Genomic DNA, 20,503 nt, shown 5'->3' with positions numbered 1-20,503 from the left:
GATTAAACTTCTTTTCGTTGTCCGACAGTAATACGATCGTTATTACCATAGTCTTTATGCGTAACAACCTGATGATAATTGGATGCGGTAAATAGTGCGCGTACCGCTGCACCTTGTTCAAAGCCATGTTCAACTAACAACCAGCCATCCGCGGTTAAAAACTGATAACCTTCACGAATAATGTGCTTTAAGTCAGCCAATCCATCATCAGCAGCAACTAACGCAGTTAACGGCTCAAAACGCACATCACCCATAGCCAGATGTGGATCATGTTCTTCGATATAAGGTGGATTACTGACTATTACATCAAAACGTTGATTGGCTTGTAAAGGTTCAAACCAACTACCTTGCAATACCGCAATATCAAAACCACAGCGTTTGGCATTACGACGTGCTAATGCTGCCGCGCCTTGCTGATATTCAATTGCGGTCACTGTCGCTTGTGGTGATTCTGATGCTAAGGCCAGTGCGATAGCGCCCGTACCTGTCCCTAAATCTAATACTTGGCAAGCTTGATTCGGCATGCAAACAAGTGCTTGTTCGACTAAGATTTCGGTATCAGGTCTTGGAATTAACGTATCAGGAGACACTTCTAATTCTAAGGACCAAAACTCACGATAACCAAGAATATGAGCGACAGGTTCACCCGCCTGACGACGCGTGATAAGAGCAGTAAAACGACGAATAATATCATCATCCATTACCTTATCATCCCAAGTGAAAAGATAACTGCGATCTTTATCGAGTAGGAAGCAAAGGATAACGTCGGCATCAAGCTTCGGGCTTTCGCTGTCTGTGAGCTGTTTGACAGCCCACTGCAATAATTGTGCAATTGTTTTCACAGTACTCTACACACCTAATCTGCTTCAGCAAGCGCCGCTAACAGATCCGCTTGATGTTCTTGAATGATTGGTTGGATCAATACGTCTAGCTCACCTTCCATCACTTCATTTAGACGGTAAAGTGTTAGATTGATACGGTGATCACTAACGCGACCTTGTGGGTAGTTATAAGTACGAATACGTTCAGAACGATCACCACTTGCCACTAGGCTACGACGGGTACTTTCTTCTTCAAGACGCACAACTTCATCAGCAGCCGCTTGAATTCGCGCTTGTAGAATAGACATCGCACGTGCACGGTTTTTATGCTGTGAACGTTCGTCTTGGCACTCAACCACAGTCCCCGTAGGAATGTGAGTAATACGGATCGCTGAATCGGTTTTATTTACGTGCTGACCACCAGCACCAGATGCACGGAACGTATCAACTTTAAGATCTGCAGTGTTAATACTAATTGCTTCTGACTCTGGGATCTCAGGCATAACAACCACTGTACAAGCTGAGGTATGGATACGACCTTGTGATTCAGTTTCTGGTACACGCTGTACACGGTGACCACCAGACTCAAACTTCATGGTGCCGAATACTGCGTCGCCTTCCATCTTAACGATAACTTCTTTGTAACCGCCTTGATCACTGTTGCTTAAGTTCATGATTGATAAACGCCAGCCTTTTTTCTCAGCATATTTACAGTACATACGGTAAAGGTCGCCCGCAAAGATTGCGGCTTCGTCACCACCCGCACCAGCACGGATCTCTAAGAAACAGTTATTGCTGTCATTTGGGTCACGTGGTAACAACAAGACTTCTAACTCATCACTGACACGCGCAACCGTTGCTTTACTTTCTTTGTATTCTTCAACAGCCATTTCACGCATGTCAGGATCATCGTCCTTTAACATCTCTTCTGCTGATTCAAAATCTTCTTTTGCGTCTTGGTATTCTTTAAAACAAGCAACTAACTCTTCTAATTGCGCGTATTCTTTTGTTAGTGCACGGTAACGGTCTTGATCACTGATGATCTCTGGCTCACCTAATAGTGCTTGAACTTCTTCATGGCGTTCGATTAGGGCTTCTAATTTTGTAATGATCGATGCTTTCATCTTTACTCTCGTATTACCGTTAAATAGATCACCGAAGTCTTATAGGTTGCTTCAGTAATTGAATATGGATTATTTCTTTGTTGTGATCGGCAAGGATACCTATATGTAAGGAAATAGTCGATTGCTTTCCGATAATTTACTATTGATATACCGAATATATGCCAAAACAGTTTGAAATAGAGTAACCAGTTGCTAATGAATTTCAATTATCAGCAATGGCAATATCTATTTTATTTTAGGGACGTGGTAACTAATCAAGACCAATGACACGACGCACTAATAATAGCTCGTCATCTTGATTACGCTTGCCTGCACTCACGAGTGCTTGCGTCGGCGCATGGATAAGTTTGTTGGTTAACTTATTAGCTAACTCTGTTAATACACGTTCGTTGTCAGTACCATTTTGCAGCGCGGCTATCGCTCTTTCAAGTAGCAGTTCTTTTTCAGCCATTGCCGCATTTCGGTATTCTTTAATAGAATCAACACTTGATAAGGAAGCAGCCCATTCAGCAAACAGCTGTGTTTCTTCAGTAATGATCTGCTCTGCTTGCTCTGCAGCATCTTGACGCGCTTCTTTATTCTGCTCAATGATGCCCTGCAGGTCATCGACAGTGTATAAATATGCATTACCTAACTCGCCGACTTCTTCTTCAATATCCCGAGGCACAGCAATATCAACCAAGAAAATAGGCTTTTGCTTGCGTAGTTTTAATGCACTTTCAATCATCCCTTTACCGATAATAGGTAATGGGCTTGCCGTCGAACTGATAACAATATCCGCATTATGTAAATGCTGAGGGATCTCTTCTAGGGTCATGGTGCTGGCACCAAACTTGTCACCCAGCACTTCCGCACGGGATAAAGTACGGTTAGCCACCATCATCTCACAGACATTTTGATCCGAAAGGTGCGTCGCAACCAGATCTATGGTTTCACCCGCCCCAATCAGTAACACACGCGTTTTAGATAAATCATCAAAGATATGTTTACTTAAACTCACAGCCGCAAAAGCCACGGAGACAGCATTAGCACCGATTTCAGTTTCGGTACGCACGCGCTTAGCGGCTGTAAACGTTTTTTGAAATAGTTTATCTAGAGTTTGAGCAACAGCATTTAACTGTTTCGCTTTCGCAAAGGCTTGTTTTATCTGCCCTAAAATTTGCGGTTCACCTAATACCAGTGAATCTAAGCCGCCAGCCACTCGCATGAGATGGCGTACCGCATCGGTATCGTAATGGCGATAAGTACATGTTGCTAATTCATCAATTTTCACCTGATGAAAATCAACTAACCACTGCGTAACGCGTTCGGGCTCTCCTTGCTCAATTTTGCAATATATCTCGGTACGATTACAAGTTGAAACAATCACTACTTCCGACGCGATACCCTCAGCCGTAATGCTGGCGAACGCCTCTTCAATATTGTCAGGTGAAAAAGCAACCTTTTCACGTAATGATACAGGTGCCGTATTATGATTTATACCTAGTGCTAACAGAGTCATGTATTACTTACTGTGGATAGTTGTAAAACAAATAGGAGCTTATTCTACGCAAAAAGTATGTATTTTTAAAGTGACAAAACCAAGCATATCTGTTTTTATAACCCCATGCTTGCTCTTTATCATCATTACTTTATTTTTTTGAGTATCTTATGACATTTCAGCGTTCTATTTACATTTTTATTATTAGTATATTACTCAGTGCCTGTAGTAGTACAACACGGATACAACCCCCGGTGGGTAACCCACAACAATTATGGCAGCAACACCAAGTTCAATTACAAAGTATTCGGACTTGGCAACTGCAAGGACAAATTGCTTTTATTAGTCCTGATTCACGTAATTCAGCTACCTTAAACTGGCAACAATATGACCATGATTTCAAGATTAATCTAACGGGGCCATTTGGTATTCATGTACTTACGATTAAGCGCAGTGATAATATCTCCACGCTGATTTTAAATGATGACAGTCAATACCAAGGCCGCAACACTCAAACACTGGTCAACCGACTCAGTCCAATCCCAATTCCCGTGAATGAATTACGTGCTTGGATCATTGGAGACCCATTAACTGACGATGTTCAACTCGATAATTATGGTCGTGTAACCCAAGCTAACCATCCACTCGGTTGGCACATCAGTTATACTCACTATCAATTAATCGATAATATTTGGTTACCTAAAAATATCGTTATCAAAAAAGATGACATACGTATAAAAATTACGACTCGAAACTGGAATTTAAATGCAACAAAATACTAGCCATTGGTCAGCACCCGCAAAACTGAATCTATTCCTATATATTAATGGCCGTCGCCCCGATGGTTATCATGAATTACAAACTTTATTTCAATTTGTTGATATCGGGGATGAGCTAACTATTACCCCAAACCTCACTGATAGCATCACGATTACGCCAGAGATCCCAAGTATTCCTGTTACCGACAATATCATCTATCAAGCCGCTATGGCGCTTAAAGCGCACTCAGTGCTGCCATTGGGTGCTGATATTCAACTAACCAAAAACCTACCAATGGGCGGGGGCCTTGGTGGCGGTTCTTCAGATGCTGCAACCACCTTAGTTGCATTAAATCAACTTTGGCAGTTACACCTCGATGAGGATCAATTAGCCGAAATTGGCGTTAAGCTCGGTGCGGATGTACCAGTGTTTGTCCGTGGTCATGCCGCATTTGCTGAAGGAATAGGTGAGCAACTTACCTCTATTGAGGTGGATGAGAACTATTATCTTATTGTCGTACCTGACACTCAGGTCAATACGGCAAAATTATTTGCTGATCCAGAATTAATACGTGATACGCCAAAACGCCCGCTGCATCAGTTATTACAAGACGAATGGCGAAATGACTTTGAACCAACTGTGAAAAAACGTCATCCTGAGGTTGCAAAAGCATTGGAGTGGTTGCTAAAATATGCGCCATCTCGACTGACAGGCTCCGGTTGTTGTGTTTTTTCTGAGTTTAAAACTAAGTCTGATGCATTAACAGTATTAGCGAAAGCGCCTAAAAGCATGCAAATTTATATCGCGAAGAGCTTAAATAAATCACCGCTATTACGTGATTTAGAAAACGCGACTATTGCATGATTGAAAAATACGGCGCAATAATAATGAACACAAGAAAATAAATACGATACCAGAATCTTAGCTATTAAGTTGTTACCAAGTTTTAAGAGATTAACGCTGGGGATCTCTACTAGGCAGTTCGCTGACTAGGAGTATAATTATATCCCAGCCAAATACATCGATTACCTGAGGTTACACCGTGCCCGACATGAAGCTCTTTGCTGGTAACGCTACACCAGAACTTGCACAGAAAGTTGCAGACCGCCTTTTCATTCAACTTGGCAAAGCCAAAGTTGGTCGCTTTAGCGATGGTGAAATTAGTGTTGAAATTGAAGAAAATGTACGTGGTGGAGATATCTTCATCCTACAATCTACTTGTGCACCAACGAACGACAACCTAATGGAATTGATCGTTATGGTTGATGCGATGCGTCGTGCATCAGCGGGTCGTATTACTGCTGTTATTCCTTATTTTGGTTATGCTCGTCAAGATCGTCGTGTACGTTCTTCTCGCGTGCCAATTACAGCAAAAGTTGTAGCCGATTTCCTTTCAAGTGTTGGTGTTGATCGTGTATTAACGGTTGATCTACACGCAGAACAGATCCAAGGCTTCTTCGATGTGCCTGTTGATAATGTATTTGGTACGCCAGTATTATTAGAAGACATGCAAGAAAAGAATCTTGAAAATCCAGTTATCGTATCTCCAGATATCGGTGGTGTGGTACGAGCACGTGCTAACGCTAAATTACTTGATGAAGCTGACCTTGCGATTATCGACAAACGTCGTCCAAAAGCAAACGTAGCACAAGTAATGCACATTATTGGTGATGTGAAAGACCGTGATTGCATCTTGGTTGATGACATGATCGACACTGGCGGTACATTATGTGCAGCAGCAACAGCCCTAAAGAAAAATGGCGCGAAACGTGTATTTGCTTACGCTACTCACCCAGTATTCTCAGGTAACGCTGTAGAGAATCTACGTGATTCTTGCATTGATGAAATCGTGGTAACAGACTCAATTCCACTTTCTCCAGAAGTAGCTGCATTACCAAACGTACGCGTATTGAGCCTTAGCCCTATGCTAGCTGAATCAATCCGTCGCGTTAGCAACGAAGAATCTATTTCGGCAATGTTTAAATAATTAAATTAACCCATAATTTAATTTAAGCAATGCAATAAAAACCGAGTTTGGTATTACCAGGCTCGGTTTTTTGTCTATCTAACGCAGCGAATACTTTAAGTCATAAGCGCACTATCATTCAACTTGATGGACACGTCAGTTGAGCTTTGCACTGACACAAGGTAAAATAGCGCGTTTTTTATCCAATGAGTAAGGGTCGACTGACTCTAATACGCATTAAGCCACATTACAGTAATAATAGGTATACCATGAGCAACGACATTCGTTTAATTGTCGGCCTGGCTAATCCAGGACAAGAATACAGCCGCACCCGTCATAATGCCGGAGCTTGGTTTATTAACGAATTAGCAAAATGGCACAACACGCAATTACGTGAAGAAGCTAAATATTTTGGTTATACAGCAAGAATAGCGATTGCCGGCCAAGATGTGCGACTATTAATCCCGACCACATTCATGAATCTAAGTGGTAAGTCCGTTTCAGCATTAGCTAAATTTTATCGTATTGATGTAACACAAATCTTAGTTGTTCATGATGAACTCGATTTACCACCTGGTGTGGCTAAATTTAAGCAAGGCGGTAGCCATGGTGGCCATAATGGTCTGAAAGACATTATTAGCAAGATGGCGAACAGCAAAGAATTCTACCGTTTACGTATTGGCATTGGTCACCCAGGCCATAAAGACAAAGTAACCGGTTACGTACTTGGCAAAGCACAAGCCAAAGAACAAGAACAAATGGATGCAGCGATTGATGAAGCAGTACGCTGTATCGATATTTTAGCTAAAGACGGCATGACCAAAGCGATGAGTCGTTTACATACGTTTAAAGCGCAATGATTAATAAAAAAAGAAATAATTCAACACACACAGGTAAATAATTTAACTGTGTGAACCAATTTTAGTACATAGCAAAGAAGGTAAAAATCATGGGTTTTAAATGCGGTATCGTAGGCTTACCAAACGTAGGTAAATCAACACTATTTAATGCATTAACACAAGCTGGTATCGAAGCTGCCAATTTCCCATTCTGCACAATCGAGCCGAATACGGGTGTTGTGCCTGTACCAGATAAGCGTTTAGATGCACTATCTGCAATCGTAAACCCAGAGCGTATATTACCAACTACAATGGAATTTGTTGATATCGCAGGCTTAGTAGCTGGCGCATCAAAAGGTGAAGGTCTAGGTAACAAATTCCTAGCAAACATCCGTGAAACAGATGCAATTGGTCACGTTGTACGTTGTTTTGAAAATGAAAACATCATTCACGTGAACAACAAAATTTCACCATTAGATGACATCGAAATCATTAACACTGAACTTGCATTAGCCGATCTAGACAGCTGTGAACGCGCACTGCTACGTTTAGCGAAAAAAGCCAAAGGCGGCGATAAAGACGCTAAATTTGAAGTACCTGTTGTTGAAAAGATCATCGCTCACCTTGCTGAAGGTGAAATGATCCGCTCTTTAGAACTAACTAAAGAAGAAGTTGCAGCGATTGACTACATGAATTTCTTAACGCTAAAACCAACTATGTATATTGCTAACGTTGATGAAGATGGCTTTGAAGATAACGCGCATTTAGATGCAGTACGAGCACTGGCAGCAGCAGAAAATGCTGTAGTAGTCGCTATCTGTGCATCAATGGAAGCTGACATTGCGGAACTTGAAGACGAAGAGCGTGCAGAATTCATGGAAGACATGGGTATTGAAGAACCAGGTCTTAACCGTGTAATTCGTGCAGGTTACGAACTACTAACGCTACAGACTTATTTCACTGCGGGTGTTAAAGAAGTACGTGCATGGACTATCCCTGTGAACGCTACAGCGCCACAAGCAGCCGGTAAAATCCATACAGACTTCGAAAAAGGTTTCATCCGTGCAGAAGTAATTCCTTATGCTGCTTTCATCGAAAACAAAGGTGAAGCTGGCGCTAAGACTGCAGGTCAATGGCGCCTAGAAGGTAAAGACTACATCGTTAAAGATGGTGATGTTGTACATTTCCGTTTCAACGTATAACTTTACCTCAGCTAAAAACCTTTAGTTATATCTAAAAATATACTTAAAGTAGCACAACCAAACGCTGGCAATTGCCAGCGTTTTTTTATTTCTATTCATCGCAGTAGCTTTATTTTCATCACACAGCCACACATTGATTGAAATAACTAAATACAGAAACATCGTTCAATAATTAAAGATTCACTTTACTAGCTTAAAACCATCAACAATTGCAGTTTTGCTACAAATAGCATAGAGTGACAACAGGATTCGTACAGAATTTCAACAGGCGTAGTTAAAAACGTTTTTTAACTAAAAAATAGTTGACGAACTTGGCTGTAATTAGCATAATGCGCCCCGTTCCAACGAAACAGTTAACTGCTAGTCGGAATGAGATTTAAGATGGCCATGTAGCTCAGCTGGTTAGAGCACAGCACTCATAATGCTGGGGTCACAGGTTCAAGTCCCGTCATGGCCACCATCTTAATTCGAATTGTAGGGATATCGCCAAGCGGTAAGGCACCGGGTTTTGATCTCGGGATTCTGAGGTTCAAATCCTCATATCCCTGCCATTATATAAACGATTGGCTATTTAGCGGATTGTTAAATTTATAAACACTGTTTCTCATTAATTTGATTAACACTACCAAGTTTATAAATATAAAGAATATTGTGCGGAAGTGGCGGAATTGGTAGACGCGCTAGATTTAGGTTCTAGTATCGCAAGGTGTGAGAGTTCAAGTCTCTCCTTCCGCACCATGCTTTAACATGACATTGTCATGAAACAGATTGTAGGGATATCGCCAAGCGGTAAGGCACCGGGTTTTGATCTCGGGATTCTGAGGTTCAAATCCTCATATCCCTGCCATATACCAACACAGACTTAGGTCAGTGTTAACTTTATAAGGTTTATTGAACTCTAACCATTCAATACTACCAACCTTGTAAAGATAAAGAATATTGTGCGGAAGTGGCGGAATTGGTAGACGCGCTAGATTTAGGTTCTAGTATCGCAAGGTGTGAGAGTTCAAGTCTCTCCTTCCGCACCATGCTTTAACATGACATTGTCATGAAACAGATTGTAGGGATATCGCCAAGCGGTAAGGCACCGGGTTTTGATCTCGGGATTCTGAGGTTCAAATCCTCATATCCCTGCCACTTTATTTTGCACGTATTTATACGGACAAAATGAAAAAAAGTAAGAATGGCCATGTAGCTCAGCTGGTTAGAGCACAGCACTCATAATGCTGGGGTCACAGGTTCAAGTCCCGTCATGGCCACCATTCTTATTTTAAAATAAAACATTGCGGAAGTGGCGGAATTGGTAGACGCGCTAGATTTAGGTTCTAGTATCGCAAGGTGTGAGAGTTCAAGTCTCTCCTTCCGCACCATGTTTTATAAAACAATACAGCCCAGCTGTAGAAAGAATTGTAGGGATATCGCCAAGCGGTAAGGCACCGGGTTTTGATCTCGGGATTCTGAGGTTCAAATCCTCATATCCCTGCCACTTCTTTCCAACCATCACTCCCCATGAATACTTCTTCTAATTTCTAATTTCTAATTTCTAATTTCTAATTTCTAATTTCTAATTTCTAATTTCTAATTTCTAATTTCTAATTTCTAATTTCAGCATTTTAAATACGCATGTAATTCACTATGCAAACTTTAATACCTTAATTTCCTCTCTCGCTTATTCATCCCCCTTATATTCTACTTAATTTACTTATTTTTAACATTTCAGTCTAATAAAATACCTCTTTTGGTCGATATCACATATGTACAAGTATTATTTTGTTACGATTAATCCTACTTATTACAGTTGAATTAAAATACCAATGGCTATCATTAAGTGTTTGATCTCCCTTGGTTGGTTTCTGATGGGAAAAAACAATGTTACAAAACTTATCTATAACTAGAAAAATAAACCTCGCGTTAAGTACCCTTTTTATCCTGATACTCGCGATCTCGGCATTATCACAGAGCAAGCAAGAGACAGCACTGGTTTTATCTATTTTAGAGCAACAGGCGCATGAACAAGCTGATACTTATTTTGACAGTTTAAATACCATGATGCTCACCGGCAGTATTGGGCAACGTGAAACCTTACGTCACAAAATGCTAGAGAACGATAACATTACCGATATTCGCGTAGTCAGAGCCGATAAGGTTAATCAACTTTATGGTCTAGGACTAGGGAGCGAACAAATCAAAGACGATTTTGACCGCCGTGCACTTGCAGGCGAAGAGATCACCCAAGTCATTAGCACTCTCCAAGGTGAAACCTTATTGATAACAAAGCCCCTTATCGCATCAAAAGATTACCGCGGTACTGATTGTACAGCTTGTCATAATGCGCAAGAAGGTGATGTACTAGGTGCGGTTAGATTAGAATACTCCTTAAATAACTTCTACCAGCAAGTGCAACAAAATATTTTACGGTCAAGCGCTATCTTAGCCGTGGTATTATTTGCGGGATTGTTACTGACGTTGTTTATTATTCGTAACATCATCCTAAAACCAATCAGTGACCTGACTGACAGTATGGAATTAGCTAGTGACACCCAAGATGTGACAACATTAATTGAAGTAAAAAATCATGACGAAATAGGCCGTATGGTCACCGCCTTTAACTACATGATGAGTAATTTTCATTACAGCCTTACTCATGTACTTAATACAGCAGAGAAATTAGAAGACATTTCGACAAAACTAAGTACAGCATCAACACAAACCTACAATTCCGCCAACCAACAAAAACAAGAAGCCGCGACAATCAGCACCAGTATCATCAATATGCAAACACAAGTTGAAGATATTAAAGCGAAAGCAAATATGACCACCCTAGCATCAACACAAGCAGCATTACAAACCGATAAGGGCAATGCATTAGCGAGTGCAACAATTGATGAAATCAGTACACTGACAACACAACTCGACCACGTTGTCGATAAGATGCATCAGCTCGGCGAGCAGACCCACAATGTGACTAAAATATTAGGTGTGATCAACTCCATTTCAGAGCAAACGAATTTATTGGCGCTCAACGCAGCCATCGAAGCCGCTCGAGCAGGTGAAAGTGGCCGAGGATTTGCTGTAGTTGCAGAAGAGGTACGCGCATTGGCCATTAAAACCAATAATTCGACCAAAGAAATACAAACTATTGTTAGCTCATTGATTGAAACATCAAACAGTTCATTTTCAGCGATGGATACAGCCAAAGTAACCGCGGCAGAAGGCGCGATAAAAGTATCGCAGTTAGCGAACATGTTAAATGAAATTGCACGAGAAATGCAGGAGATTAATCAGTTGAATAATTCGGTTGCCGAATCATCGATAACACAGCAAGAGTTAACCACAAATATTCAACACAACATTGAAACTATCGCAGTCCACTCCGATGAAACAACGCTAGTAGCAACACATGCAAGCAGTATCAGCCAAGAACTATTAAACTACTCGACCGAACTACTCACGAAAGTGAAAGAATTTAAGTTAAGCTAAGGCGATGTAATTAACTTAACCCTATCGCATAACGTAGCGCCTGACGCTTTAAGGGTCCGGCGCGCTGTGCAACAGCAAGTCCAACGTTACGCAGTATCTTCGCTGGTGCAGAATTATTACTAAATACAGAATAAAACAGATCCATACTCGTCTGCATTAACAAATTATCAGGTTTTCTGCTACGTTGATATTGTGCGAGTAAGGCTTCACAGTCCCAAGCTTCACCTTCTATCACTGCGCTTCTAATTAACTCACATAACACATTCACATCTTTAAAACCGATATTAACGCCCTGTCCTGCCAATGGATTAATAGTATGTGCCGCATCACCCAGTAACACCACTCGACCTTTATAATATTGCTGGGCATGACGTCGTGTCAGGGGGAATGAACCATGGTTAGTGATCTCAAATCCACCAATCAGATCGGGAAAATGTTGTTGTACTTCCACTTTAAGTTCAGCATTAGACAGTTTACTTAAATAGTTGATGTGCGCGGTTTGATGATACCAAACCAACGATGCTTTATGCCCGGGTAACGGTAATAATGCCATTGGTCCCGTTGGTGAAAACTCCTGCCAAGTAACGTCTTGCTGCGATTGTTCAGTATCAATATTAATTAACATGCAGTTTTGGCGATAATCCCAACTGCTAATACCTATATTACTTTGCTGACGAATAATTGAGTTAGCACCATCGGCGGCAAGCACCAACTTAGCACGTAGTTTAGCGCCAGAGGTTAACGTAATTTCAGCATATTCACTGTTTTGCTCAAGTGTGGCAACTTTCTCAGGACACATCAACTGTACATTACTGTGACGTTTCATTGCTTCGAGTAAGCCTAATTGGATCACCCGGTTTTCAATGATGTAACCTAACTTGTCGTAACCAATATCGTTAGCATGGAATTTGATTTCGCAGCCACCTTGATCCCACGTTTCTAAACGACGATAAGGGCAAAGACGCATTTCTCTGATATTGGACCAAGCACCTGTCGCAACAAGCAGTTGCTGAGAGGCCAGACTGATCGCCGATACACGCAGATCCATCGGTTGCTCAAATGAAAAAGCGGGCGGCGCTTGCGCTTCAATTACCGCAATTTTAAGTCCCGAAGGTGCGAGTAGATTAGCGGTACTTGCACCAACCATTCCACCACCAACAATAATTACATCAAATTCCTGCATCGTGCTTCCTGAACCGTTTAAGGCTAAATTCTTATCTGAATCAGAATTCTACCAAGCTTTACGTCGAAATGATTGCTTTGTACTACGAAAATTACAGTAAATTTATGCATAGAAGCGATGATAACGTCTAGTCAACAGACTATTAAGGCAGTAGAATACGCGATCTTCTGTGTGTTCTCACACAACCCGAATATAGCAACAAATAATAAAGAGCAACGTGGATAATGAGTAAAAAACTGCACATTAAAACCTGGGGCTGCCAGATGAACGAATACGATTCATCAAAAATGGCAGATTTGTTAAATGCCGAGAATGGTTTTGAACTGACTGATAACCCAGAGGAAGCGGATGTTCTTCTATTAAATACCTGTTCTATCAGAGAAAAAGCGCAAGAAAAAGTATTTCACCAACTGGGTCGCTGGAAAAAGCTAAAGAAACGCAATCCGAAATTAGTGATTGGTGTTGGTGGCTGCGTAGCATCACAAGAAGGTGCAGAGATTCAAAAACGTGCACCCATTGTAAATCTGGTATTTGGTCCGCAGACTTTACACCGCTTACCAGAAATGATCACACATGCACAAGCCGGTAAAAAAGGCCTTGTTGATGTCAGCTTCCCTGAAATCGAAAAGTTTGATCGTTTACCAGAGCCGCGTGCCGAAGGAGTATCAGCATTCGTGTCTATCATGGAAGGCTGTTCAAAATACTGTACATTCTGCGTTGTACCATATACCCGTGGTGAAGAAGTAAGCCGTCCTCTTGATGATATCTTGTATGAGATTGCGCAACTAGCAGAGCAAGGAGTACGTGAAGTAAACCTACTTGGTCAGAATGCTAATGCTTACCGTGGTGATATGCATGAAGGTGACATGTGCTCATTCGCAGACTTATTACGTTATGTCGCTGCTATTGATGGTATCGATCGTATCCGTTATACCACCAGTCACCCTATTGAGTTCACAAGCGATATTATTGAAGTATATAAAGATACACCTGAAGTTGTGTCCCACTTACACCTTCCGGTACAGTCAGGTTCAGATCGTATCTTAACCTTGATGAAACGTGCGCACACAGCATTAGAATATAAATCATTGATCCGAAAATTACGTAAAGCTCGTCCTGGTTTAGTGATGAGTTCAGACTTCATTATCGGTTTTCCAGGTGAAAGCCAACAAGATTTCGCAGATACAATGAAACTAATTGAAGACATTGAATACGATATTAGCTTCAGCTTCATCTACAGTGCGCGTCCTGGAACACCTGCTGCAGATTTACCAGATGACGTCTCGCTAGAAGAGAAAAAACAACGTTTAAGTATTTTACAAACACGTATTAGCCAAATGTCACAAAAAATTGGCCGTAATATGGTAAATACAACGCAGCGTATTCTAGTTGAAGGTCCATCGAAGAAAAATATTATGGAACTGACTGGCCGTACCGAAAACAACCGTGTTGTTAACTTCGAAGGCTCGCCAGATCTAATCGGTACGTTTGTAGATGTAGACATTGTGGATGTATTCCCTAACTCTATCCGCGGTGTATTCATCCGTGGCGAAAATGAGATGGGTCTACGTAGTGCCGTCAAACCAAGCGAAATTTTGGCGCGAGCTACCAATCAACCTAATGAGCTAGGTGTTGCTAAGTTCAACCCATAAGAGATAGACTAAGAGCCATTAATGACCTTTAATGGCTCTGCCTAATGAGATGATTTTGAATAAAAATACGACAACGCTCGATATATTTTTAGAACCCGCAGACGGTGCGCGAGTCGCTCATTTATGTGGCCCATTTGATGACAATCTAAAACAACTTGAACGTCGTTTAGAAGTTGAAATTACTTATCAAAACAATCAATTCCATATTACTGGCAATCCGGTTAATGCGCACAGCTGTATGGATATTCTTCGTAACCTTTATGTTGAGACGCAACCTGTTAAAGGCCAAGTAATCGACATTGAGCCAGAGACAATTCATCTTGCGATACAAGCATCTCGATTGCTCGAACCAGAGCCTAAGCCTAAGCAAACCGTAGCTAGTTTTAACACTGTGATTAAAACTAAACGAGGCCTAATTAAGCCGCGTGGTGACAATCAAGCCAATTACATTGCCAATATTTTAACCCACGATATAACCTTTGGTATTGGTCCTGCCGGTACAGGAAAAACCTATTTAGCCGTTGCGGCAGCTGTCGATGCCTTAGAGCGACAAGAAGTCCGTCGTATTTTATTAACACGCCCTGCAGTTGAAGCCGGTGAAAAGTTAGGTTTTCTACCCGGTGACTTAAGCCAAAAAGTTGATCCTTATTTACGCCCACTCTATGATGCGTTATTTGAGATGCTTGGCTTTGAAAAAGTGGAACGTTTAATTGAGCGCAATGTCATAGAAGTTGCACCACTTGCATACATGCGTGGCCGTACATTAAATGATGCGTTTATTATTTTAGATGAAAGTCAGAACACTACTATTGAACAAATGAAAATGTTTTTAACCCGTATTGGTTTTAATTCCAAAGCGGTGATTACTGGTGATATTACACAAGTTGATTTACCGAAACACATCACATCAGGCTTACGTCATGCTATGGATGTACTTGAGCCAGTAAAAGAAATCAGTTTTAATGTTTTTATATCCAATGATGTCGTTCGTCATCCTGTTGTTGCAAAAATTGTCGATGCTTATGAACACTTTGAAAATAGCATTGCCCGTAAGGATAAAGACCAATGAATACTACGCTAGATTTACAAATTGCGACTGAAGATGAAAAGCAATTACCAACCGAGGCACAATTAACAACTTGGCTCAATGCGGTCATTAAACGTTTTCAAGAGAGTGCTGAAGTAACGATTCGCATTGTTGATAACGAAGAAAGCCAACAATTGAATAACGATTACCGTGGCAAAGACAAACCAACCAATGTACTTTCGTTTCCATTCGAAGTACCTGAAGGCATTGAATTAGACCTGCTTGGTGATTTAATTATCTGCAAACAAGTTGTTGAACACGAAGCACAAGAGCAACAAAAACCCCTGACCGCACATTGGGCGCACATGGTTATTCATGGTACTTTACATTTACTCGGCTATGATCATATTATCGATGAAGAAGCAGAAGAGATGGAAGGTCTAGAAACCGAAATCATGCTAGAGCTAGAATTTGAAGACCCCTATATTACTGAAAAGTAATATTAATACCATTAACGTTACATAACTTAGGTACAACAAACTATGAACGGCGACAAACCTCACTCGACAAACGGTTCATCAAAAAAAGGTTTTTTTGACAAATTTTCTCAATTATTCCAAGGTGAGCCGAGAAACAGAGAAGAGCTTGTAGAAGTTATTCAAGATGCAGAAAATCGCGAACTGATCGATCAAGACACAAAGGATATGATTGAAGGTGTGCTCGAAGTTTCAGGACTAAAAGTACGCGACATCATGATCCCACGCTCACAGATAATTACTATCGATAAGAGCCAAAAAGTAGAAGAGTTTTTACCTATAATGATTGACTCTGCGCACTCGCGCTTCCCTGTCGTCAATGAAGATAAAGATCATATCGAAGGGATCTTGTTAGCCAAAGATCTGCTTAAATTTGTGTTTAGTGGCGCGCCAGATAGCTTTGAGCTGTCTTCTATTTTACGCCCAGCAGTTGTTGTACCAGAAAGTAAACGTGTTGATAAACTCCTTAAAGAGTTTCGTTCTGAACGCTATCATATGGCCGTAGTGGTTGATGAATTTGGTGGTGTATCAGGTCTTGTTACCATTGAGGATATTCTTGAAGAGATCGTTGGTGAAATTGAAGACGAATTCGATGAAGATGAATCAGCACAAGAAGACATCCGCCGTATTAATAAAAGCGTATTCTCAGTGCAAGCATTAACACCAGTTGATGACTTTAATGACTACTTCGCATCAGACTTTAGCGATGATGAAGTTGATACAATTGGCGGTATGATTGCCCATGCATTTGGTCATTTACCAGAGCAAGGTGAGATCATCACAGTTGACGACTTCCAATTTAAAGTCATTTCAGCTGACCGCCGTCGTATCATCCAATTACAAGTGAAAGTACCTGAAGCACAACAGAATCGCTTAGCTGAATCAGCTTAACCGTCTCAGTGGCAGGTTACTCCACTTGTCGCTGTAAATTGCTCAAAGGAATAACCTATCAAATCACTGATTCATAAAATAGGTGCGCCACTCGCTGGCGCACTTAGCGTCTTTGCTTTTGCACCGTTTGATTACAGCATTAGCTTATACGTTTCATTATTTTTCCTACTCTTTATCATTGACAATAAATCAGCAAAACACGCCGCCGGATATGGCTTTCTGTGGGGGCTTGGATTCTTTGTCGCTGGTCTCCACTGGATTTCAGTGAGTATCTTAGATTTTGGTGGTTTACCTGTACCTGTCGCATGGTTATTGGTTCTGCTATTGTGTGCTTACCTTGCCATTTACCCCGCGCTTTGTGCTTATCTCGTTAATCGATTTAGCACACATTCAGCCTCGGTACGCTACTTTATTGCCTTTCCTGCAATCTGGCTAATCACAGATTGGTTACGCGGTTGGGTGATGACTGGTTTCCCTTGGTTAGAAATTGGTTATAGTCAGATGAATACCCCGTTGGTTAACTACGCGCCAATTCTCGGTGTGGAAGGGATTACGGTCGCTGTTTGCTTCATCACCGCCAGTTTGTATTATGTTTATCGTGAACGTAAATTCATCATGCCTGCTGCCGTTATATCCCTTATCGTATTGTCGGCAATGGCCTTACAAGGCCGACAATGGACAACACCTGAAGCTGTAAAATCAATCGCACTAGTGCAAGGTAATACCGATCAAGATGAGAAGTGGCTACCAGAAAAGCGTGCTGATATTCTCAATGAATACTTAAAACTAAGTTTAGAGAATACCGATGCAGATATTATTATTTGGCCAGAATCTGCCATCCCAGCATTGGAATTCCAGGTGAAAAGCTATTTGGATTATGTATCAGAATTAATGCGCGAAACGAATACTACCCTTATCACTGGTATCATTAACTACCAACGTGTTGATAATATTGATGAGTATTACAATGCTGTGATAGTACTCGGTCAACCTGAACAGCATGACGGTCATTCCCCTGTTAATGACCGTTATTACAAAAACAAATTATTACCCATTGGTGAATTCGTACCGTTTGAAGATCTGTTAAGACCGATTGCGCCCTTATTTAATTTACCTATGTCATCATTTCAACGTGGTGGTGAAGAACAGTTAAATCTATTAGCAAGTAACGTGCATATTGCCACTGCAATTTGCTATGAAATAGCCTTTAACCAGACCCTAGTACACACTGTAACGCCTGATACAGGCTTTATTTTAACGGTGAGTAACGATGCCTGGTTTGGTACCTCGATAGGTCCAGCTCAGCATTTAGAGATCGCGAGAATGCGTGCATTTGAATTCCAGCGTCCGGTTATCCGCAGTACTAATACAGGTATCACGGCTATTTACGATGCACAAGGTCAAGAAGTGGGCCGTATAGCTCAATTCGAAAAAGCCGTATTACGTGCACAAGTAACGCCTTATCAAGGGATGACCCCTTTTAACCGTTATGGTAATACACCCTTATTGATACTGGCCTTTATGTTATTCGCAGGTGTAATAAGTCATCATTTATTGACGAAGAAAAGCAAAACGAAAAATCAGCTCAACGTCTCCTTATAAATAAATCGCGTAAATGACTAAGTAAAAATGGCACTCTAGAGTGCCATTTTGTCATTCAATATCTCCGTATGAGTCGTCGATCACGATAACACTAGTATTTATATAAACAACGCAACTTTAGTTTTCGCAATATAAAAAATAGTCACAAAAAATACCATAGTAACTGCAATACAGACCTGACGTACTTTTAAGTTCATCTGAGGCTTAAACGCTAACATCGCAAATCCAACGTAAACAAATAACAGCACAAACTTTTCAGTTACCCAAGCGTCAACAAATGGGTATTGATTGATAGTCACACATAACGCGAAACCAGATAAAATAAGCACAAGGTTAAGTACTTTATGGATCTTAAATAAAATTACATTGTTAATATATTCAGAACCTTTGATCGCCCAAAATGTCCGTAATGCAAAACTTAGCAGGCTAATCAACAGTAAAGCCAAATGCACTTTCAGTAATAATGGATACATAATAATTCCGTTAATAGAATAGAAATAAGAATGGCTATGATAACCATCAATATAAAATCTGTTTTGACACAGATCATCAAGTAACAATAGCGTAACAATTTAGACCGTATACTCTTGTCCTACAAATCGGTAAACTAGCGCAACTATATATACGACTATCTAGCCAAGAGAGATAAGCAATGCAAGTTAAAGTCATTCCAGTAACACCTTTTGAACAAAACTGCAGTCTGTTAATCTGCCCTGAAACCAATAAAGCCGCTATTGTTGATCCCGGTGGTGACATTGAAAAGATTATTAGCCAAGTAAAGCAACATGGTGTAGAGGTAGAGAAGATCTTTCTAACACATGCTCATATTGATCACGTTGGCGGCACTGAAGCACTTGCTGCAGCATTAAAGGTATCTATTGAAGGTCCACATATTGCGGATAAATTTTGGTTAGACAAACTACCAATGCAAGGTCAGATGTTTGGCTTTCCAGAAGTTCCACCGTTTGAACCACAACGTTGGTTAGAGCACGGTGATATTATTGCATTTGGTAATCAAGAATTAACTGCTCTGCATACCCCAGGTCATACACCCGGGCACGTGGTATTTAATCACGTAACAACAAAACAAGTAATTGTTGGTGATGTATTATTCAATGGCTCTATCGGTCGAACTGATTTCCCACAAGGTTGCTTTAATACCTTGATGACCGCGATCAAAGGCCAATTATGGACATTGCCAGAAGAAACCGTATTCTTCCCAGGTCATGGACCAACATCAACAATCGGTCACGAAAAAAGAACCAATCCGCACGTAAGATAACGTGTATTAAGGAATGGTTTTAGCCCAAGTATTATAGAAAAATACTTGGGCTTTTTTGTACTCTGAATTTCAGGTACAAAAAAGCCTCTATTTCTAACAAAAAGTTTCGATTCAGGCTTTCGTTGTTGTTGGCAAAGAGAAAGCGGACGGTTTTCTACAAACACAACCCGCGAAGCCTTCGGCAGCGGGACAGGCCGCCTTTTTTAGGTAAACAGTCTAACCAACTGAACGACCACTCCGAACAATCTGAATTTTTGTATCCTGAATTTCAGGCACAAAAAAAGCCTCTATTTCTAACAAAAAGTTTTCGATTCAGGCTTTCGTTGTTGTTGGCGGAGTGGACGGCTTTCTACAAACACAACCCGCGAGCCCCTGCGTGACAGGCCGCTTATGGTTTTATAAAGAGTCTAACCAACTGAATACGGCTCATACGAACGACCGCTCCGAACAATCTGTATTTTTTGTATCCTGAATTTCAGGCACAAAAAAAGCCTCTATTTCTAACAAAAAGTTTTCGATTCAGGCTTTCGTTGTTGTTGGCAAAGAGAAAGCGGACGGCTTTCTACAAACACAACCCGCGAGCCCCTGCGTGACAGGCCGCTTATGGTTTTATAAAGAGTCTAACCAACTGAACGACCACTCCGAACAATTTGTATTTT

Annotated in this window: 17 protein-coding genes and 9 tRNA genes; 21 read left to right on the top strand and 5 right to left on the bottom strand. The window is 41.0% G+C overall.

Annotated elements, in window-relative coordinates:
* Window positions 1-2: 2 nt before the first annotated feature.
* The 3 genes from prmC to hemA form a co-directional block, all read right to left on the bottom strand.
* On the bottom strand, window positions 3-842 hold the full coding sequence (gene prmC / locus HWV03_RS02585) for a peptide chain release factor N(5)-glutamine methyltransferase (protein ID WP_211678329.1): 840 nt from the start codon (window positions 840-842) through the stop codon (window positions 3-5).
* Window positions 843-856: 14 nt separating this feature from the next.
* Complete coding sequence (gene prfA / locus HWV03_RS02580) at window positions 857-1,945, bottom strand: peptide chain release factor 1 (RefSeq protein WP_211678328.1); 1,089 nt, start codon at window positions 1,943-1,945, stop codon at window positions 857-859.
* 250 nt (window positions 1,946-2,195) lie between these two features.
* Window positions 2,196-3,446 (bottom strand): glutamyl-tRNA reductase, encoded by a 1,251-nt coding sequence (hemA, locus tag HWV03_RS02575; RefSeq protein WP_211678327.1) that lies wholly within the window; start codon window positions 3,444-3,446, stop codon window positions 2,196-2,198.
* Window positions 3,447-3,679: 233 nt separating this feature from the next.
* Here hemA and lolB point away from each other — a divergent pair, with 233 nt between their 5' ends.
* From lolB to HWV03_RS02500, 15 genes are all read left to right on the top strand, one after another.
* The gene (lolB, locus tag HWV03_RS02570) at window positions 3,680-4,207 is read left to right on the top strand and encodes a lipoprotein insertase outer membrane protein LolB (protein WP_255547022.1); all 528 of its coding nucleotides are present in this window, start codon (window positions 3,680-3,682) and stop codon (window positions 4,205-4,207) included.
* Window positions 4,191-5,048, top strand: coding sequence for a 4-(cytidine 5'-diphospho)-2-C-methyl-D-erythritol kinase (gene ispE, locus HWV03_RS02565; protein ID WP_211678325.1), 858 nt, complete (start codon window positions 4,191-4,193; stop codon window positions 5,046-5,048). Before lolB ends, ispE begins: the two co-directional genes overlap by 17 nt.
* A gap of 178 nt (window positions 5,049-5,226) precedes the next feature.
* The gene (locus tag HWV03_RS02560) at window positions 5,227-6,171 is read left to right on the top strand and encodes a ribose-phosphate pyrophosphokinase (protein WP_211678324.1); all 945 of its coding nucleotides are present in this window, start codon (window positions 5,227-5,229) and stop codon (window positions 6,169-6,171) included.
* A 248-nt stretch (window positions 6,172-6,419) separates the two neighbouring features.
* Window positions 6,420-7,010 carry an aminoacyl-tRNA hydrolase gene (pth, locus tag HWV03_RS02555; RefSeq protein WP_067045405.1) on the top strand — a complete coding sequence of 197 codons (591 nt, stop codon included), beginning with the start codon at window positions 6,420-6,422 and terminating at the stop codon, window positions 7,008-7,010.
* A gap of 89 nt (window positions 7,011-7,099) precedes the next feature.
* On the top strand, window positions 7,100-8,191 hold the full coding sequence (ychF, locus tag HWV03_RS02550; RefSeq protein ID WP_211678323.1) for a redox-regulated ATPase YchF: 1,092 nt from the start codon (window positions 7,100-7,102) through the stop codon (window positions 8,189-8,191).
* Between the two features lie 383 nt (window positions 8,192-8,574).
* Window positions 8,575-8,651, top strand: a tRNA-Met gene (locus HWV03_RS02545).
* 16 nt (window positions 8,652-8,667) lie between these two features.
* Window positions 8,668-8,742: transfer RNA gene (locus HWV03_RS02540), tRNA-Gln, on the top strand.
* Between the two features lie 102 nt (window positions 8,743-8,844).
* Window positions 8,845-8,929: transfer RNA gene (locus HWV03_RS02535), tRNA-Leu, on the top strand.
* Between the two features lie 34 nt (window positions 8,930-8,963).
* Window positions 8,964-9,038: transfer RNA gene (locus HWV03_RS02530), tRNA-Gln, on the top strand.
* A 96-nt stretch (window positions 9,039-9,134) separates the two neighbouring features.
* A tRNA-Leu gene (locus HWV03_RS02525) sits at window positions 9,135-9,219 on the top strand.
* A 34-nt stretch (window positions 9,220-9,253) separates the two neighbouring features.
* A tRNA-Gln gene (locus HWV03_RS02520) sits at window positions 9,254-9,328 on the top strand.
* A gap of 48 nt (window positions 9,329-9,376) precedes the next feature.
* Window positions 9,377-9,453: transfer RNA gene (locus HWV03_RS02515), tRNA-Met, on the top strand.
* A 23-nt stretch (window positions 9,454-9,476) separates the two neighbouring features.
* A tRNA-Leu gene (locus HWV03_RS02510) sits at window positions 9,477-9,561 on the top strand.
* A gap of 41 nt (window positions 9,562-9,602) precedes the next feature.
* Window positions 9,603-9,677, top strand: a tRNA-Gln gene (locus tag HWV03_RS02505).
* Window positions 9,678-10,060: 383 nt separating this feature from the next.
* Window positions 10,061-11,671: a methyl-accepting chemotaxis protein gene (locus HWV03_RS02500; protein ID WP_211678322.1), complete on the top strand. Its 1,611-nt coding sequence runs from the start codon at window positions 10,061-10,063 to the stop codon at window positions 11,669-11,671.
* 10 nt (window positions 11,672-11,681) lie between these two features.
* Here HWV03_RS02500 and HWV03_RS02495 read toward each other — a convergent pair whose 3' ends face one another.
* On the bottom strand, window positions 11,682-12,854 hold the full coding sequence (locus HWV03_RS02495; RefSeq protein WP_211678321.1) for an FAD-dependent oxidoreductase: 1,173 nt from the start codon (window positions 12,852-12,854) through the stop codon (window positions 11,682-11,684).
* A gap of 224 nt (window positions 12,855-13,078) precedes the next feature.
* On the opposite strand from HWV03_RS02495, the gene miaB reads away from it, so the two are divergent.
* The 5 genes from miaB to lnt are packed head-to-tail and all read left to right on the top strand — an operon-like array spanning window position 13,079 to window position 18,562.
* On the top strand, window positions 13,079-14,506 hold the full coding sequence (gene miaB, locus HWV03_RS02490; RefSeq protein ID WP_211673942.1) for a tRNA (N6-isopentenyl adenosine(37)-C2)-methylthiotransferase MiaB: 1,428 nt from the start codon (window positions 13,079-13,081) through the stop codon (window positions 14,504-14,506).
* Window positions 14,507-14,537: 31 nt separating this feature from the next.
* Window positions 14,538-15,575, top strand: coding sequence for a PhoH family protein (locus HWV03_RS02485; protein ID WP_211678320.1), 1,038 nt, complete (start codon window positions 14,538-14,540; stop codon window positions 15,573-15,575).
* A complete protein-coding gene (gene ybeY, locus HWV03_RS02480) occupies window positions 15,572-16,033 on the top strand; it encodes an rRNA maturation RNase YbeY (RefSeq protein WP_211673940.1) in 462 nt (153 codons plus the stop codon). The genes HWV03_RS02485 and ybeY overlap by 4 nt, the downstream gene beginning before the upstream one ends.
* 42 nt (window positions 16,034-16,075) lie before the next feature.
* The gene (corC, locus tag HWV03_RS02475; protein ID WP_211673939.1) at window positions 16,076-16,960 is read left to right on the top strand and encodes a CNNM family magnesium/cobalt transport protein CorC; all 885 of its coding nucleotides are present in this window, start codon (window positions 16,076-16,078) and stop codon (window positions 16,958-16,960) included.
* A gap of 57 nt (window positions 16,961-17,017) precedes the next feature.
* Window positions 17,018-18,562 carry an apolipoprotein N-acyltransferase gene (gene lnt, locus HWV03_RS02470; RefSeq protein ID WP_342357631.1) on the top strand — a complete coding sequence of 515 codons (1,545 nt, stop codon included), beginning with the start codon at window positions 17,018-17,020 and terminating at the stop codon, window positions 18,560-18,562.
* 98 nt (window positions 18,563-18,660) lie between these two features.
* Here the strand turns inward: lnt and HWV03_RS02465 are convergent, their stop codons facing one another.
* On the bottom strand, window positions 18,661-19,035 hold the full coding sequence (locus HWV03_RS02465; RefSeq protein ID WP_255547021.1) for a SirB2 family protein: 375 nt from the start codon (window positions 19,033-19,035) through the stop codon (window positions 18,661-18,663).
* 179 nt (window positions 19,036-19,214) lie between these two features.
* Here HWV03_RS02465 and HWV03_RS02460 point away from each other — a divergent pair, with 179 nt between their 5' ends.
* Window positions 19,215-19,844 (top strand): MBL fold metallo-hydrolase, encoded by a 630-nt coding sequence (locus HWV03_RS02460; protein ID WP_211678318.1) that lies wholly within the window; start codon window positions 19,215-19,217, stop codon window positions 19,842-19,844.
* Window positions 19,845-20,503: the final 659 nt, after the last annotated feature.

This window comes from Moritella sp. 36, assembly GCF_018219415.1.
Taxonomy (GTDB): Bacteria; Pseudomonadota; Gammaproteobacteria; order Enterobacterales; family Moritellaceae; genus Moritella.
This window is presented reverse-complemented; position numbering and strand designations above follow the sequence as displayed.